The 15,334-nt window shown below is 35.6% G+C and carries 9 protein-coding genes; 3 read left to right on the forward strand and 6 right to left on the reverse strand.

The features are described from left to right. The 6 genes from ASD24_RS09865 to ASD24_RS09890 all read right to left on the reverse strand — a co-directional run. Positions 1 to 1,221: DGQHR domain-containing protein (locus ASD24_RS09865; RefSeq protein ID WP_056694999.1), on the reverse strand; the 1,221-nt coding region annotated here is incomplete at its 3' end. A 62-nt stretch (positions 1,222 to 1,283) separates the two neighbouring features. Then, the gene (gene dptH, locus ASD24_RS30720; protein ID WP_200956144.1) at positions 1,284 to 6,509 is read right to left on the reverse strand and encodes a DNA phosphorothioation-dependent restriction protein DptH; all 5,226 of its coding nucleotides are present in this window, start codon (positions 6,507 to 6,509) and stop codon (positions 1,284 to 1,286) included. After that, positions 6,490 to 7,878: a DNA phosphorothioation-dependent restriction protein DptG gene (gene dptG / locus ASD24_RS09875; protein ID WP_056695001.1), complete on the reverse strand. Its 1,389-nt coding sequence runs from the start codon at positions 7,876 to 7,878 to the stop codon at positions 6,490 to 6,492. Before dptG ends, dptH begins: the two co-directional genes overlap by 20 nt. A 4-nt stretch (positions 7,879 to 7,882) precedes the next feature. Further along, on the reverse strand, positions 7,883 to 9,664 hold the full coding sequence (gene dptF, locus ASD24_RS09880) for a DNA phosphorothioation-dependent restriction protein DptF (RefSeq protein WP_056695003.1): 1,782 nt from the start codon (positions 9,662 to 9,664) through the stop codon (positions 7,883 to 7,885). Between the two features lie 363 nt (positions 9,665 to 10,027). Then, on the reverse strand, positions 10,028 to 10,858 hold the full coding sequence (locus ASD24_RS09885) for a hypothetical protein (RefSeq protein ID WP_056695005.1): 831 nt from the start codon (positions 10,856 to 10,858) through the stop codon (positions 10,028 to 10,030). Beyond that, a complete protein-coding gene (locus ASD24_RS09890) occupies positions 10,858 to 12,081 on the reverse strand; it encodes a WXG100 family type VII secretion target (protein ID WP_056695007.1) in 1,224 nt (407 codons plus the stop codon). The genes ASD24_RS09885 and ASD24_RS09890 overlap by 1 nt, the downstream gene beginning before the upstream one ends. 474 nt (positions 12,082 to 12,555) lie before the next feature. Between ASD24_RS09890 and ASD24_RS09895 the strand changes: the two genes are divergently transcribed. From ASD24_RS09895 to dcm, 3 genes are all read left to right on the forward strand, one after another. Beyond that, a complete protein-coding gene (locus ASD24_RS09895) occupies positions 12,556 to 12,933 on the forward strand; it encodes a hypothetical protein (protein WP_056695009.1) in 378 nt (125 codons plus the stop codon). Between the two features lie 200 nt (positions 12,934 to 13,133). Then, complete coding sequence (locus tag ASD24_RS09900; protein ID WP_056695010.1) at positions 13,134 to 13,538, forward strand: hypothetical protein; 405 nt, start codon at positions 13,134 to 13,136, stop codon at positions 13,536 to 13,538. A gap of 403 nt (positions 13,539 to 13,941) precedes the next feature. Continuing rightward, positions 13,942 to 15,288, forward strand: coding sequence for a DNA (cytosine-5-)-methyltransferase (dcm, locus tag ASD24_RS09905; protein ID WP_235540501.1), 1,347 nt, complete (start codon positions 13,942 to 13,944; stop codon positions 15,286 to 15,288). Positions 15,289 to 15,334 lie beyond the last annotated feature (46 nt).

The raw sequence follows: 15,334 nt of genomic DNA on the forward strand, positions 1-15,334 counted from the left end.
ATTAATAACATTAATATTATTTAGAGTATTTATAATTTCCTTCATTTCTTTTCCTTCTTCTAATAATTTTGAGATAAATTCGTCAATAAACTTTAAATACCTTCCAAACTCTTGCACACTCTTTTTTTCTAAAGTAAAGTAACCGGCACTGTTTAAAAAGTCATTTGGTATAACTTTTGATAAAATTTTCTTAATAACACTTCGATTTGTTAGTCTTATCTCTGCTTGATTTAATTGTTTGTTACATTGCAGGTAAGACATTAAAGATTCTGTACACTCTGTAGATTTATTAATTCTAAAAACATAATCAAATATCAATTCGTTTGGTATTATAGCATCAATTGTATCTTCAATTTCATTCTTCAGTTCTTCTATAGTCACTGACTGCAGATTATCTAACATTGTTTTTGTTATAGTACTTAAAACAACATCTTTAACATAGAAGCCAATCTCTTGCGGATTATTTGCTATTTTCTTAAATATATAGTTCCAAAATTTCGAGAAAACCTCAAAGTATATATTATCTTTGTAGTAGTGATTTTTATTTTCAACGACAACAAAATTAAGATACTTTAGTTCATCTTCAAACTTCGTGCCGATAAAATCTTCTATTTTCTCAATGCAATTTAAAATATGGGAATATACTATCTTTTCTTTAGATTGTTTTCCTTCCCACTCTATATACTCTCTATTCACTAAATTCTCAGATACATATCTCAATCCAATCAAATTACTTGTTGTTGTTGAGAAGCGGTCTGAAACATTATTTTGAACTTTTGTACTTTTGTCATTAATAGTGTGAAATAGCTTTCTATGCAGCTCAGGACTTAATTCTTCTATTATTAGAAAGGGGATTTTCATTTTATTAAAATCATTTTTAAAATTCGGATCATCAAGTAATTCATTTATTGCTTTTATTCTATGCTGTCCATCTATAATTGTAAGACTCGAGTCCTCAAGTGCTAATTTATAAGTTGTGAGATCATAATTTATTTTACCCGAGCTATTCATTATTACAGGTGGGAAGAAAATATTCTCTTGTTCTTCTTTCATATACTTTAATATCATATCCACACTAGTATCGTTAATTAAGCGATTCATTGATTGATCTTTAACCAAATTAACGTATCTTTTTACATCATTATATGACATAAATCCACTGTAACAATTTTTAGTATTCCAGCTGTAAGAGATTGCGTTAACATTATTCTTTTTAGCCATTATTTCTCCTCCATGTCACATTTAACAATCAGCATACCAATATTCAACATTCCCCACTTACTCTAAAGTTCCCAAAACGCCTTATCCCGCATCCAAATCGGCTGTCCTGAACCAGCCTTTACAACACTATAATGCTTCTGTAAAGATTTAATCCGACTCATAATGTTATCTTCTTCTGACTTACTCTGAGTGCTGAACACCATTCTAATTTCCTTAGCAGACATTTCGGATACATTATGCACAACCCAGGTCAGAATGTAATTCGCATAGTCATTATCCGAAGTTGAGAAATGGCTCAAGAATTGTGTTGATAGGATCGTTCCTACGCCGTACTCTCTTCCTTCTTTCAAAATCTTCTTAATCGAAGTAAAGTCTTTACTGAGGAAATTATCCGCCTCATCAACCAGGATCATTCGTGTAATTTCACGATAAGCTCCATCAATTGCACTGTGTCCAAACATCTGCATTTGGTTGTAAAAGACATCAAGTGTAATGGATACTACAAGGTTTTGAATACTCTCACTGTATCCAGATAAATTAATTACCGTGATCCCATCAATCATGTCGAACAATGAGATGGTTTTGGAGGAATCCGTTTCAAACACTTCGGTTTCATATAGCTCTTTCAGTGCCGCATACAGGGAATCAATTTTAGAATTTTCTTTGCCAGCATAGAGTTCGTATATATCACTCATAGTGGGGGCAGGTAAATTCCAAGTCGTAGGATCCCCTTTTATAATGCCTTTATTAGCGTAAGCCTCCATCATTAAATCCTTCAACGTAATCGCTTGAACTTGTCCAAGATTGAAAGACCTTACAATTGTGTCTGTAAGAGAGTTGCTTGTATGAAGAGGTAACAACGGTTTAATAGGCTCTGCCATGTACAAAGACAAGGGATTAAACGGTAAATGATATAGATTATAAACCTTCGCATTTGTTTTTTCAGTAAAATCTGACTTGATATAATCACCTTTGTAGTCAAAAATCAAAATACCAATAGGAGTTTGATTTACGTTATCATAGCTATTACGACTTAACTGCGTAATCAGTGATTTCGTAAATTGAGTTTTGCCTGTTCCCATTGTTCCAATAATCCCCGTATTGGTGTGCATAATTTTATCTGTGGAAGTAGGAAACCATTTCACTTCTTCCTTTGAAGTTGCGTTATGTCCAAATAAAACCTCTAGGGGCTTAGTAGTCTTTGGAGCATCTACAGAAATTTGAGGATGGGTATTATTCGTTTCAAACTCGCTTATGTTATCATCTGAATCAAGCACAGTGGCTGCTACTTCATCCATTCCTGCTTCATAATTCGCATTATGTTCAGCAACAAGTAACGCCGAACTTTCATAATTCTGCGTTATTTCAAAACGTTTAGAAGGATCATATAAATTACTTAGTAATTGCTCAGGAGATAAATCCCCTTGATTACTCTGTATATATCCCTTCATTTCTTCAACACTTTTAAGTATGAATTCATATCCACTCTGTTCAGGGTAGTCATAGATCATTACATCATCGCTCATTTTAATATCGGTAAACACGACATCCTTCTTAAACGAAATTACAGAACCTTGACCAATGTACTGATCCAACGTATTTACGATCGTGTATTTATCATTAAGAAGAAGCTCACGAACATCACTTCCCGTAATTCTACTCCATGATTGTTCAGACCATACCGAATAAAGCTTCATTTTCTCCGCACTTGCAATTGCTAATTGCATAAAGAAATTACGATATAATACAGCTTGGAAACTCTTTTCATCACCAGTTAAAAACTCCATCAATAACTGCTTGGTTTCCTTTACTTGCTTTATCGCTTTATCTTGCACGTTAGCACCGTTATGTCCTATCTTGACCTCAATAGGGTAAAAGTGAACTAACATCTCCTGATCAGAAGACTCAACCCCAATTAATAACAGATCGTCACTGTACGAACCAAATCTCCCCAGTTTTTTAGCGGAAAATAAACCTTCAGATTGCCTTAATCCAGTCCCACCTGAAATTCTAAGGATTTCTTCCATTGAGATAGGGATCCATATAATATTGTCGTGTGCATAAGCAGCAAGGGATAATTTCACAGCTGAAAGAATACTGATTTTTTCCTTAGGAAAATAGTTCTTCTGAGCCAACAATCGAAGCAACCAATTCCCATTAATAGCATTAAAGAAATTAATGATTGGTGGTAACACATGATCGTCTACATAGAGTCTCTGATGACCAAGGAATTCTTTTATTAGACGCTGATATTGTTTTGATCTTCTGGTTACTGTGATCGCATCAAATCCACTTGAGGATGTATATTGGTCACTATAATGAATTACAAGTAATTCTTTTTGAGCATCACTGTTTTTGAAGAAACTTAGGTCTACTTTGGGCTCAATAAAAGTGACCCAATGGGCTGAATCATAAACTTGATCTAGTTGTTGTTTATGGTCAGAAGAGATAGCAGTAACCGTATTAATATCCTCTTGGTAATTATCTAGAGTTCGAGCAACTCGCATTAAAGAATTTAATTTAGGTACCATTTTCAATAGCGGAGCTTCTTGAACTGGATAAAACTTTGTTCCAAATCCCGTTTTATAATCTTCGTTGATAAATACAGAAGGAATACCAGAAACAAGTCCAAATAATGATACCCCCGTAATAATTTCAGAAGCATTGCTAGTAGCAATCTGCTCAATTTTATTCATCTGATAAAACGTAACATGACTGTACTCGTAACGAGCCGTATCCACATTTTTAGAATAAAACTTCACTTTGTCCCGAAAAATATTCAACAATTCTTCTGCATGATATCCATCCAATTCAAGTTTAAGATTAAATTTTTTGGAAATCTCCTCAGCATCAGTATATTGTGACATCTCCTCAAATACATTGTTGATTCCTTTTTCAGCATATATGTGAATTTCAATAGGAAGTAATTTTGTTTTTTCTAAATTACCTTTTAGTTGCCTCTTATAATATTCAAAGAGACCTTGAAGGATTTCCTGACAGTCTCCCATATTTATCGTATTTATTTTGAGTGGAGCTCGACGATCTAATTCAAAAAGATATCCGAAATGACCAGTAAATTCTTCTATTTTTTCTTGAACCAGTTTATTCACAAAAGTTTTGGATGATTCGAACCTTGGTAAACTTTGATCCATGTATGAAGCCCACTCATACGAATCAATCATTTCAATGGCCTTATAGAGTTTAGAATTAAAATTAACATATGGTAATAAATTCGTGGGTCTCATGGAATGCAATAGCTCATCATTTATCAACTCATCACCAATTAATTGATTTAATTGCAATTGGTATGCCAAATGAAGTGGATGTAATGGTGTGAAAAGCCATTCTGGGTTTATATGATTTTTCTGAATCGTTCCAATTAAAACAAGATCTCTTTGGGTCTGGTTTAATGACTGGCCGTTTTGTAATTGTTCCAGCTCCTGAAGATACACATCTATATAATTACGAGCTAGCACAGTATAGTCATCATCAAAATAGGCTAAACTCGGAAGTAAATCATTAGTTCTAAAATATCGCAACAAATCACAATATGCCTCTTTTAGTGGTTCAGAAACCGAAATGGCCTGCGGAACAATCTCTCCCAAATTATCTTCGTAAAAAAATAAATGATTAGTTTCTAAGAGTTTCCGTTCCCTCTCTAAATTGCGCTTGAATTCCCCTTGGGCAAAAGTTTCTCTAGTTCCTTGAATGATCTTCATTTTTTCATTCTCAATACGATACGTAAAATGTTCCTGCTTTTCACGTTTTAATTTCCAAACGCTAAAACCTCCAATGGGAACAGGGCGTTCAACTAAATCTTGTACAGCAAATGGAATACTCGTGTGAGGAAGCTGGATGTTAAAATAAATCATTTCTTCATCACTATTATTTTCATCATTGCGAGAAACAACTAATTCTTGATCATTAGTGATATCAAAAATACTGTGGGATTCTGTCAAGTTAACATTAATAATCTCAGAAGCGTCTTTATTGAATAACCATTGTTCCGCATCTGAATTAATTAAAAGATATGAGCCCTTAGATTTGGATAACGTGATGGTATAAGATGTTTGTATCGTTTGAAGAAGCTTGGGCTCTGTCTCCACTACTGTAATTCTAAATTCATATGCCGGAGACACCTCGGTCTTGTATTTCACACCGTAAAATGTAGTCTGTCCAATCTCATGTTTTAAGTGTATACGAATCTTTTTGCCCGCTTGTTCGACCTGAATCGGATGTTTAATTTTAGTTTCGTTGATGTACTGATTTTTGATAAAATCATTAAATGTAAATTCTAATGTGATATGATCTTTTCGATCAGGATTGAATACAATAATGTTTCGTTTACGTTGCTTACTCTTGGTCTCACCATCGGCTCTCTCCCAATAATCTAACCCTTCCAAAGTTAATTTCTTACTCGTCTCAACATACTCTAAACCTTTTCCTTCTAATTTCTTCTGATTCGATCTTCGTACTGAACCAAAATCAACATCCTGCCACGTCTCTGATTCAGATAGAATCTTGACCCCTTGATCATCAAAACGTCGCTCTAGACTGATTTCAGCAGAACCATACTGATGTGCTATCTCAACATCACTGTACAAAGAATGGTTTTCCTTTAGTCTTTCTTTAATTTCCTTAGGAGTTCTGGGCGTATTGAAAAGTTCAGCATCATAAAACAACCCAAAATTTTTATATTCATGCTTCTCTAATTTTTCATTGTTCAACACAGTAAGTATGTTTTCATAGTCAAATAAGTTGACTCTCTCATGAAGTCCTTGTTGGGCTTTCATTGACTCAATTGAGAAATTTAGGATTTGCTTCTCTTCTAGGGATAGATTCGATTGCTTCATCATTTCTTGCAGGTCTTTTTCAATTGAATCAATATGAAAAGGCATACCTTCTTTTGCAAACGAGGTCATTCCCTGAACCAAACTATCTAAGTTTGAATTATGAATTAAAAGCATAGCCAAATTCTCAAATGGCTCTTCGCTTGTACCAACTTTATTCCTTAATGTTGTAAGAAAATCAGGTGTGATCTCTTTAATATTAGATGCTATTAACACCTTGGTTTGATCATAATCTAAAGTATGCGATTGATAAAATCCATCCTCAGTTGACATTGAGAATGGACTAACTCGGTTCATGTTCTTGATTTGATCTACTAGTTGTACAACTTGTTCTTCACGTTCAAATTGAATATGATACTTCTCTCCTGCTTGAATGTTAACCTCACCCAAAAAACGGTCTACGAGGTGAGCAAGATAACTATAAAAATGCTTTGACATAAATAGCATCCCCACTATCACTTTTTTTCTCTAGCAAATTTAACTTTTCAAAATATTCAATGATGGAAATTTGAGTATCTCTATCATGAATAATTCCTCTTATTTCAAATTGTTCAAATAATCTCTTCAACCTGATTTTAGGCTCATCTTTAATGATAACTTTAGTAAGAAATAATAGATAATCTGTATCCAGAATTAGCATCTTTCCAGATCTCCCCCTGGATTTGAGGAATGTTCTCTGACAAAAATGTGTAAACCACATCTTATATTCGTTGTACGGTTTGGAACGAAATGAATTATTAAACTGGAAGTCAATCATCTGAAATAACGTAGACAGCTTATTTAATACCGTTAGATCATAATTGGCGGGATTTAAATTCATTTGATTCCACTTCACATCGGATAACCCCTCACCATATTGTTCGATCACCTTATCTACAGCTTCTTCAATCATAGAGATTTCTTCATATGTACCTGAACGAAGTATTTCAGCGATCTCATGATAGGTAAGTAACTTTCCTGTTTCCTCTACTGATATATTAAGCATCTTCAGGAAATTCACATGAGTAAACATACGATTAATAGACCTCTCAATGTTTTTCCAACCATACTCATAACTGACTCTTGTTTTCGATAGTTTTTCTTCTTCTTCAAACGTAAAATAGATCGGCACTACACTCTTCTCATATGTGGCAAACAACGCTTCATTTCTACGTGACAATTGAGTTACATAGAAAAAATAATAGTAAGACAGAAGTTTTTCAAATTGTTGAGTGAATAAATCTTGTTTTGTGGAGAGCCATTCAAAATCTACAGCAAATAAATCAGATATTTCTGGTATTAACGTAGAAAACTTCTGGGATTGTGACTCCTCACTTTTCAACTCTGGTAAAGCTTTGAATATCAACGAACTCATTAAGTCATCTGTTTGATTTTCGTCTTTACTAATCTCCCATGCAGCTTTCCCATTCCACAACACAGCATAAAGAAATTCAGCCAGCTTTCTGTTCTCATTTTCAACTGTATTGATGTAATAAAGGGTCTGCGGATGGAATAAAAAGAGTTGGTTATTCTCGTCAATGAATAGCGTTTTGATCATCTGCTTGAATTCATTCTTTTGATTTATATCTTTAAACTCAATTGACTTTAATACAGTTTCAATTAGTTGTTCTGGGTTAGTTTCTGAGGATATTTTCTTTTGTCCAACTAGACGCAAAAACTCACTTACTACTTCCTTAAGATTAAATTGAACTTCTTTAAATTTTGTATTGTAAGGTAAGATTTCAACAGGTATTTTGGGGTTATGCCTAATAGAAGAATTTAATTTAAACTTTTCTATGATGGTTTCTAAATGAAACTGATACTCCATATTCTCACATCTCCGTATATGAATATTGGTCGAATAAATCATCGTAAGTCAGTCTATACCGCTGGGACTTACCGAACTTTTTGCTTTCAAAAATAAGCTCGTTTTTGTCATTTCCTCTACTACTCAACTGGTCTATAAATTCAACAAACTTGATGTATTGAAACTTATCCTTCTTATTGGGTCGATAACCGTTCTTGATCCGAATCAACAATGAATATAATGAGTAGTCAATATCGATTTCGACTGGATTTCCCCCTTTGGGTCTAAAAGCGATCGTTAACATTGGTAAAAATTTTATTAATATCTCTTCTGCTCTTGGTTCAACCCGCTCCAGCGCTGGTTCAATTTCAAGTTTTTGTAAAGAGTAATATTGTGTCTGTGGTTGTCCAATCTGAACGTAAATAAGTCCGCCTTGTCCCTCACCATTCCATTTGTAAATGGCATCACGAACGTCTTCTCTGTAGAGCTTGGATAACATACTCCAAGCTCTTTTATTCCAATAAAATAAGTACTGCATATATTGATCATAGACCCGATCCTCGAATGAATCGTGAGGTTTTATAGGAATTAAGTAATAAAAGTATACAAATAACTTAACTAACTCATTTCTGAAAGAAACACTCTTTTTGTCCTCATCTTTCCATGGAGAATGCGGAACAAGAGATTTCGCAAAATATGGTGCTCTATTTACATCAATATATTGACTAAATAAATATGCCCCATCCTTTCTAGATTTAAAATCAATTAGATGCTGGTCAAGCAACTCTGTGCGATATTGCGTAGGATTAATATGATTTATCGCATGATGTATAGAAGATACATCCTCACGATCAAATAGTTGGAAAGGTAACAGACATGATGTATAAGATTGAAAATCCTGAAGTGTGATTAATTCCATTAACTTCTCATGATCTATATTATCCATTGAGGAGGGAACAATTATATTGTATATAAAGTCCAGCAAAGCCCGAGTCGAAATAATAAGCTTTTCTTTCACCATCGCTTGGATCAATAGATCAATAATTTTGTCTTGAATATCCTCATGTTGTAATAACTCATAATTCTGTACAATAGGATTCTTTAAAGCCACTTCAGGATATTCAGCCTTCTCTCTGAGATAAGCATTATAGAACGGATTATGTTCAGTATTCTGAGTAATTCTTTGTAAAATTCCTCTAATGTAACTCGAACGAGGGCCATTTTCTGTTAACTCATACATATGATAATCACTAAAATTCACATATTTGAAAATGTGATCATCCTGAGATACTTCTTCTGTAATCACAGATTCCATAATCCTCTTTGCATGTACAAATTCTCTGAGCCGAGTGAACTCTTTTCCTTCTTCTGCATCAATAAAGTTATTTAGAGCGCCAAGATTAATCGCTAGAACAATAGTTCTATCTCCACTCTTGCCAATCTCTTGATCTGAAAATGGCTTTAACACCTTAGCTAACGTTTCAATTGAAGTTTTCCGAGGAGAGAAACTCTCTGTTGCATCATTATGTAAATAAAATTTTGCTGTGTCGGCTAAAAAGTCATACTTATCTTTTAAGTACGATAAGATATGTGACTTTCCATCACCAACCCCGCCACACACCAATATTAACTGTGGTTCATTGGTTTGATTTGCATTTATAATGAAGTTTTCAAGTTCCTTTTCTACTGGTCTTTGAACGTGCATATATTTTTTAAATTCACTGAATCCTTCAAGATTTTCTACAGCTTCCTTCGAAGACTGTTTACAGCGCTTAAGAACATCAATGAAATGAGTAATCGTAGACATGCCCCATCCTCCAAAACACTTATTAAAAAAAAAAAGACATAGCTCCCCAATAGGAACCATGTCTGTGTCATCATACGCTGTTTACTGTGTAATAGACCATGCTTTGGTCCCGCATACATGAAATTAAAAAAGAGAATTACAGCACAATGCGATTTTGCGAAATATTAAACCGACGATAATTGACTTTTAATAGGATAAATATACCACACTTATGGTTCTTAAGGTACAAAATTAAGATTTATAGGTATTATTTCCAAGCCAAACAACCTTGAAGATACCTTAAAGGCCGGGGTACTTACCGAATAAATCACCCACCCCAGAATAATATCTCTTCAAAATTATAAAGTAAAAGGTCAAATTATCTTAGATAAGGATAATTTGACCTTGATAAATAACAACCCCCTCTTTAACATGTACTTTGAGAATGCCTGCCTCTACTTGATCGAGATGCCACCACCAGCTGTTTATAGGATAATCTCTATTCTGATCCCCAGCAGAAATCAACAATTTATCATCATCTACATCCAATAATCTCAAAATCAACTCATCTACATCAATTATTTTTGCATTAAACGATACTGTATTATTTATGGATTTTACTACTACTCTTAATTGCTCTCTCATCTTAAAAAGATTTCTAAACAAGTCAATATACTGTAGCTCCTCTCCATCCCATCCTCCCTCTTCCTCAACACATTCAATCCCTCCAGTAACCTCATCATTTAAACACTCAATGATACTTTCAGCTACTGCATTATTAGCAAACCTGGAGTCATAAAATTGTTGAGTGTTCATAAATTGAAGATTTGCAATCTCTTCATTAGCAAAGAAGCCACTATCTCCATGATATAAAAACACATTTTTATTCGTATCAAGGATAGTGTATATTTCTTTACAAAAAGACAATGCGAAGAAGACAGCATTCCGATCTCTACTGGGTTGTATAAACAATGCCGTTTTTACATTAATAGTTTGCTCTACATCTTTTACCATATCCTTAGAAATATCACACCAAATATTCCTTATCTCATCATGATGCTTAAGAATATAATAATTCACCCATATCCAGCTATTGAATTGTTCCATGGCCCAAGAGGATATTTGATTTTTGGCATTAAACTTTAATAATATACTTTCCAACTTATCGATACTTAGTTCTTCTTCCATGTACATTACAATATTTGTTTGCGACATTATTCTTTTTCTCCTTTTAGAGTAGTAATTAGTTCCTCTGGAGATGTTATAACTCGAACACCAATTGAACTTATATTGTCTGCCTTTATAGCATCTATTCCGTTAGGAGCATAAAGAATTATTCCCTTACGTTCAGGATTTATAAATGGTTGTCTTACATCACCTTCAAAGTACTTGTTAAAATCACTTACTGATTTTGATTTACCGCCAGTAGCATTAAAACATTCAATAATATACCTTGATGTTCCCAGATCAATTTCGCCTATTCTACCACCTAATTCTTTCACATTATAAGCCTTACCAGCTTCAGAGATTTTTATCTTATTTTCAAGTAATAACTTAGCAGTATCAGCTTCTAATTTAAAACCTTCCTTACCAGATTTTGATCCTTCTTTTAAATTTTTCAGAATTTTTTTTAGAGTTTCCTCATTTGCAAGTCCAGAACTTATCAGTTCATCCGAATTCACTCCAATATACTCCGAAATCTTTTTCTGCTGAATTTCAGTGAGACCTAGCTGTTTGCTAGACTTAAGATTACCTCCTAACTCTGCCTTTCCTCCACCCGATCCTCCCAGATCGCTATGCTTACTCTCAGCTTTACGAAGGGCTTTACCAAATATAAAATAAGCTACAACCTGGCCTGTCATTGATCCACTATAGTAACGTACACCTTCCTCGTCCATCTGTTTCTTCTGTTCAGCCACAATTTGCTCCACTTCAGATCTAGCTGTTCCATTTCCCCAAGCGGCATCCCATGCAAACTTGATACCTCGGCCTGCATCAACAACCTTACCGATTGTCATGGCATAGGCTATATCGGACACTGTACCCGAAGGATCATTAATAAATGCCTTCGTCGTATGACCTAAACCGATTAATTGTTCTCCAAAGAACTTATCTAGGAAACCTTTACGAAAATTATGCTCTAGTTCTGGAAGACGCACAAAAGAATTACCGCTCTCGTCGGTTGTTCTGAATAACATTGATGTAGAGGTAAGATCCTTCTGCATTTCTTCCAAGTGCTTTAAAGTCGCAGGAAAAACTTCCTTCATTCGAATGAAGTCCGCAAAGAATCTCTCCCTTGTCACCCCAGACCATTCCATCTGCAAATAGTAGATGGACTTCTCAAGCTCCCTTACCATGCGTTCTAATTCCTGCCTTTTCTGCTGAACGAGTTGGGCTTTCTTATCCAGCAGATCTGGATGAACTTCAATTCGTTGCATCGATACTCACCACCAGCCCGAATATAGTACTCCCTAAATTTTAACAATTTAGAAAAAGGATTAGAATCAAACAGAAGATTCATATTCTAGGTCGTAATGAAAAAGAATAAACAACTTATTTCCCACTAATCTATTTGCGTAATTATGCATCACTTATAGTCACACTTAATAAAATCATTTACTCCCAGTCTAAACGATCTCATCTGATAGTGTGCCACTAGTCCAAAATAAGCTCATTGTTCGTAATAGAATTCTTCAAAACGGCCAGATCTTGTCTTACATTAGAGATGAGGTATTCTTCGTACCTCTTTGTCTTAATAGAGACTGTAGAAGACGAAGCATTCAAAGAATATCAAATATTTTATTATGTATTCTTATCTATATATCTTCATTTCATATTTCATCCGTCGATCTGCCGAGACCAAAAATTCTAAAATAAATAGTTTTACTTAATTTTAAAAAGGAGGACTCTAGATGCTAATCAGAATATTTTATTTTTTCATGATATCCTCTGCCCTTTTAAGTATCACCGGCTGTACATCAGAGACCAGCGCTACTCAAGAAATGGCCCAAACGATAATGAAAGAGGATCAGAACAGCGACATATTTATACTGGAATCGATCCTGTATAAGAAAGTCGAGACAATTAATAAAGAACAACTCCGCTCTATACAAACTGCACCTTATGGAAGTATCACTTCTAGTTACGAAAAGAAAAACACGTTCCAGTCTGGCATGGCATCTATATTGCCCACAGGTACTCAAATATATCGTTCTATAGCACAACCTGAGCATGTCTATTCCAATGATAGAGGCACGTATACGTTGTACAAATCTGTTCCTGAGGGTTGATCCATGCACCTCCACTAGATACTCGTCCAATGGCTTTCTCCTGACAAAGTAGAGTTATAAATCCTCTAGTTCATATGTATTATTTCAACAAAATATATGGATGACGGTAGTTTCTCTGTACACCATATGGTACGCTGATTGAAATCCAGTGGATACGATAGACAGCTTTAACATCATAAATTATGCAGAGGTACATACCTATGAAAAATGATTGGCTCTTCGCTAAAATTATTGTCATGATCTTGGTGGTTAGTAGAGGATATAATGACTTAATGCACTTCATTAAGGAAGATTATTTTGCCTTCTTCAATCAACAATTAAGCACATTATGGTACCTTCCCTCAGTCATTCTTGCCGCAGCAACAGTGTTAACTGGGGCTCTATTCATGATGGGAAAACGTGCACAAGTAGGCGTAGCTTTTGGCATCTGTCTCATGGCAGATAGTCTCTTTGTTGTGATTCAATCCTTACTCGCATTCATCCCGGATTTCTCTAAATCATGGTACTTCTTAGTTATATTCTTGCTGATTGGTCTGCTGGAGTTTGCTACAGGTACGAAAATCATATCCGAAAATAAAACACCCTTTAGTAAGAGAGTACACTGATAGATACTTTGCCCTTATGCCCCTCATCTACTCCCCACCTCCAGTTCAACTTACAAATCTGTTCAACATGTAACATTTACACGTTAACGGAGAGGACAGAAATAACCGGAAGAATCGAAGCGGTTGCCTGAAAGCTTTCTGAAAGAAAGCTACATCGGAAGCTTATGCTTATCCCCAGATTTCACCCTTTGTAAAAGGAATCAATGAAATCTGGGGGTAACAGCGATCTGAAGGTTGTTCTGTCATCGGAGTGACCCGTATAAACCAGCCCTTGGTTGACCTTAGTTTTCAAGTTGAACAACCAAACGAATGTTCTATCATTTCATTGACTATCCCGATTCGCTCCAATATAATAACCCTATTAAAGTTAAATATTTTTTTAACTCTATTGGAGGGTTATCGATTGTATACACTTAGCAAAGAAAAAGTAAGACAACATATGAATAAACACGGCATTAGCACACAGAAGGAATTAGCCGATCAGTTAGGTATCAGCAAGAATCAGCTGTCGATGCTGCTTTCGCCGAACTTTAACCCGATTAAAACAAACGCGATGCGTTTATGTGAAGTTTTGGATGTGGAACTCGAAGAGATTCTAATGTCCGAACAGATCGAATTTCCCTTTGAAGCGGATACGCTAGTGGAACAATCCCATGATGAGGATTTAGAAGTGAATGTGGATGACTTTGAGGGTCAAGATTTCATTGATATTCACAACATCACCGCTAATAGAAAATACTCTGCCATCGAATTGTTCGCAGGTGCCGGCGGGCTGGCGCTGGGGCTGGAACAGGCGGGTTTTGAATCCAAAGGGCTCGTGGAGTTTGATAAATACGCTTGTAAGACGCTGAGAAAGAATCGACCAGATTGGAATGTCATCGAGAAGGATATTATCGAGGTTACAGAGCAAGGGATTAAGAACTTTGTAAAAGACATTGGGATTGGAGAACTCGATCTGTTGTCTGGAGGCTACCCTTGTCAGGCATTCAGTTATGCAGGTAAGAAAATGGGCTTATCCGATGCGCGCGGTACGATGTTCTATTATTATGCTCAGCTCCTTAAGCAGCTTCTACCGAAGACCTTCTTAGCTGAAAATGTAAGAGGACTCATTAGTCACGATGAAGGCAGAACGTTCGCGCTTATGCTCAAAGTATTCTCCGAGATCGGCTATACCGTAACATGGAAAGTCTTACGGGCGCTGGATTATGATGTCGCTCAAAAAAGAGAACGCATTGTCATGATCGGTATTCGGAATGATCTCGTTGAACAATATGATCTGAAATATGAACTTCCTCAGCCTTACGGCTATCAGTTGACCTTGAAAGATGTGCTGCAGAACGTTCCTGAATCCGAAGGTGCGAAGTACCCCGAATCCAAACGCACAGTGCTTGATCTCGTACCTCCTGGTGGATACTGGAGAGATCTACCTGACAACATTGCGATGCAGTATATGGGCAAAAGTTATTACTCTGGCGGAGGAAGAACAGGCATGGCTCGCAGATTATCCTGGGAAGAACCATCGCTCACGTTAACTTGCTCCCCAGCTCAGAAACAGACGGAGCGCTGTCATCCTGACGAAACTAGACCATTCAACGTTAGAGAATATGCTAGAATCCAAAGCTTCCCTGATGACTGGGTGTTCGATTGTTCCATGAACAATGCCTATAAACAGATCGGTAATGCCGTTCCAGTGAACATGGCGAAGGCCATCGGCTTGTCCATTGTTAATGTATTGAATCAGATGAAATAAATGAAATAAGTACAATAAATAAGGATTCTTCTCAAAAGGAATTCCT

The sequence above is a fragment of the Paenibacillus sp. Root52 genome (assembly GCF_001426865.1).
GTDB lineage: Bacteria > Bacillota > Bacilli > Paenibacillales > Paenibacillaceae > Paenibacillus.

Excerpts from the sequence above, each read along its gene's own strand:
- dptH (WP_200956144.1), bottom strand. The coding sequence starts at position 6,509 with ATGTCAAAGCATTTTTATAGTTATCTTGCTCACCTCGTAGACCGTTTT.
- dptG (WP_056695001.1), bottom strand. The coding sequence starts at position 7,878 with ATGGAGTATCAGTTTCATTTAGAAACCATCATAGAAAAGTTTAAATTA.
- dptF (WP_056695003.1), bottom strand. The coding sequence starts at position 9,664 with ATGTCTACGATTACTCATTTCATTGATGTTCTTAAGCGCTGTAAACAG.
- ASD24_RS09885 (WP_056695005.1), bottom strand. The coding sequence starts at position 10,858 with ATGTCGCAAACAAATATTGTAATGTACATGGAAGAAGAACTAAGTATC.
- ASD24_RS09890 (WP_056695007.1), bottom strand. The coding sequence starts at position 12,081 with ATGCAACGAATTGAAGTTCATCCAGATCTGCTGGATAAGAAAGCCCAA.
- ASD24_RS09895 (WP_056695009.1), top strand. The coding sequence starts at position 12,556 with ATGCTAATCAGAATATTTTATTTTTTCATGATATCCTCTGCCCTTTTA.
- ASD24_RS09900 (WP_056695010.1), top strand. The coding sequence starts at position 13,134 with ATGAAAAATGATTGGCTCTTCGCTAAAATTATTGTCATGATCTTGGTG.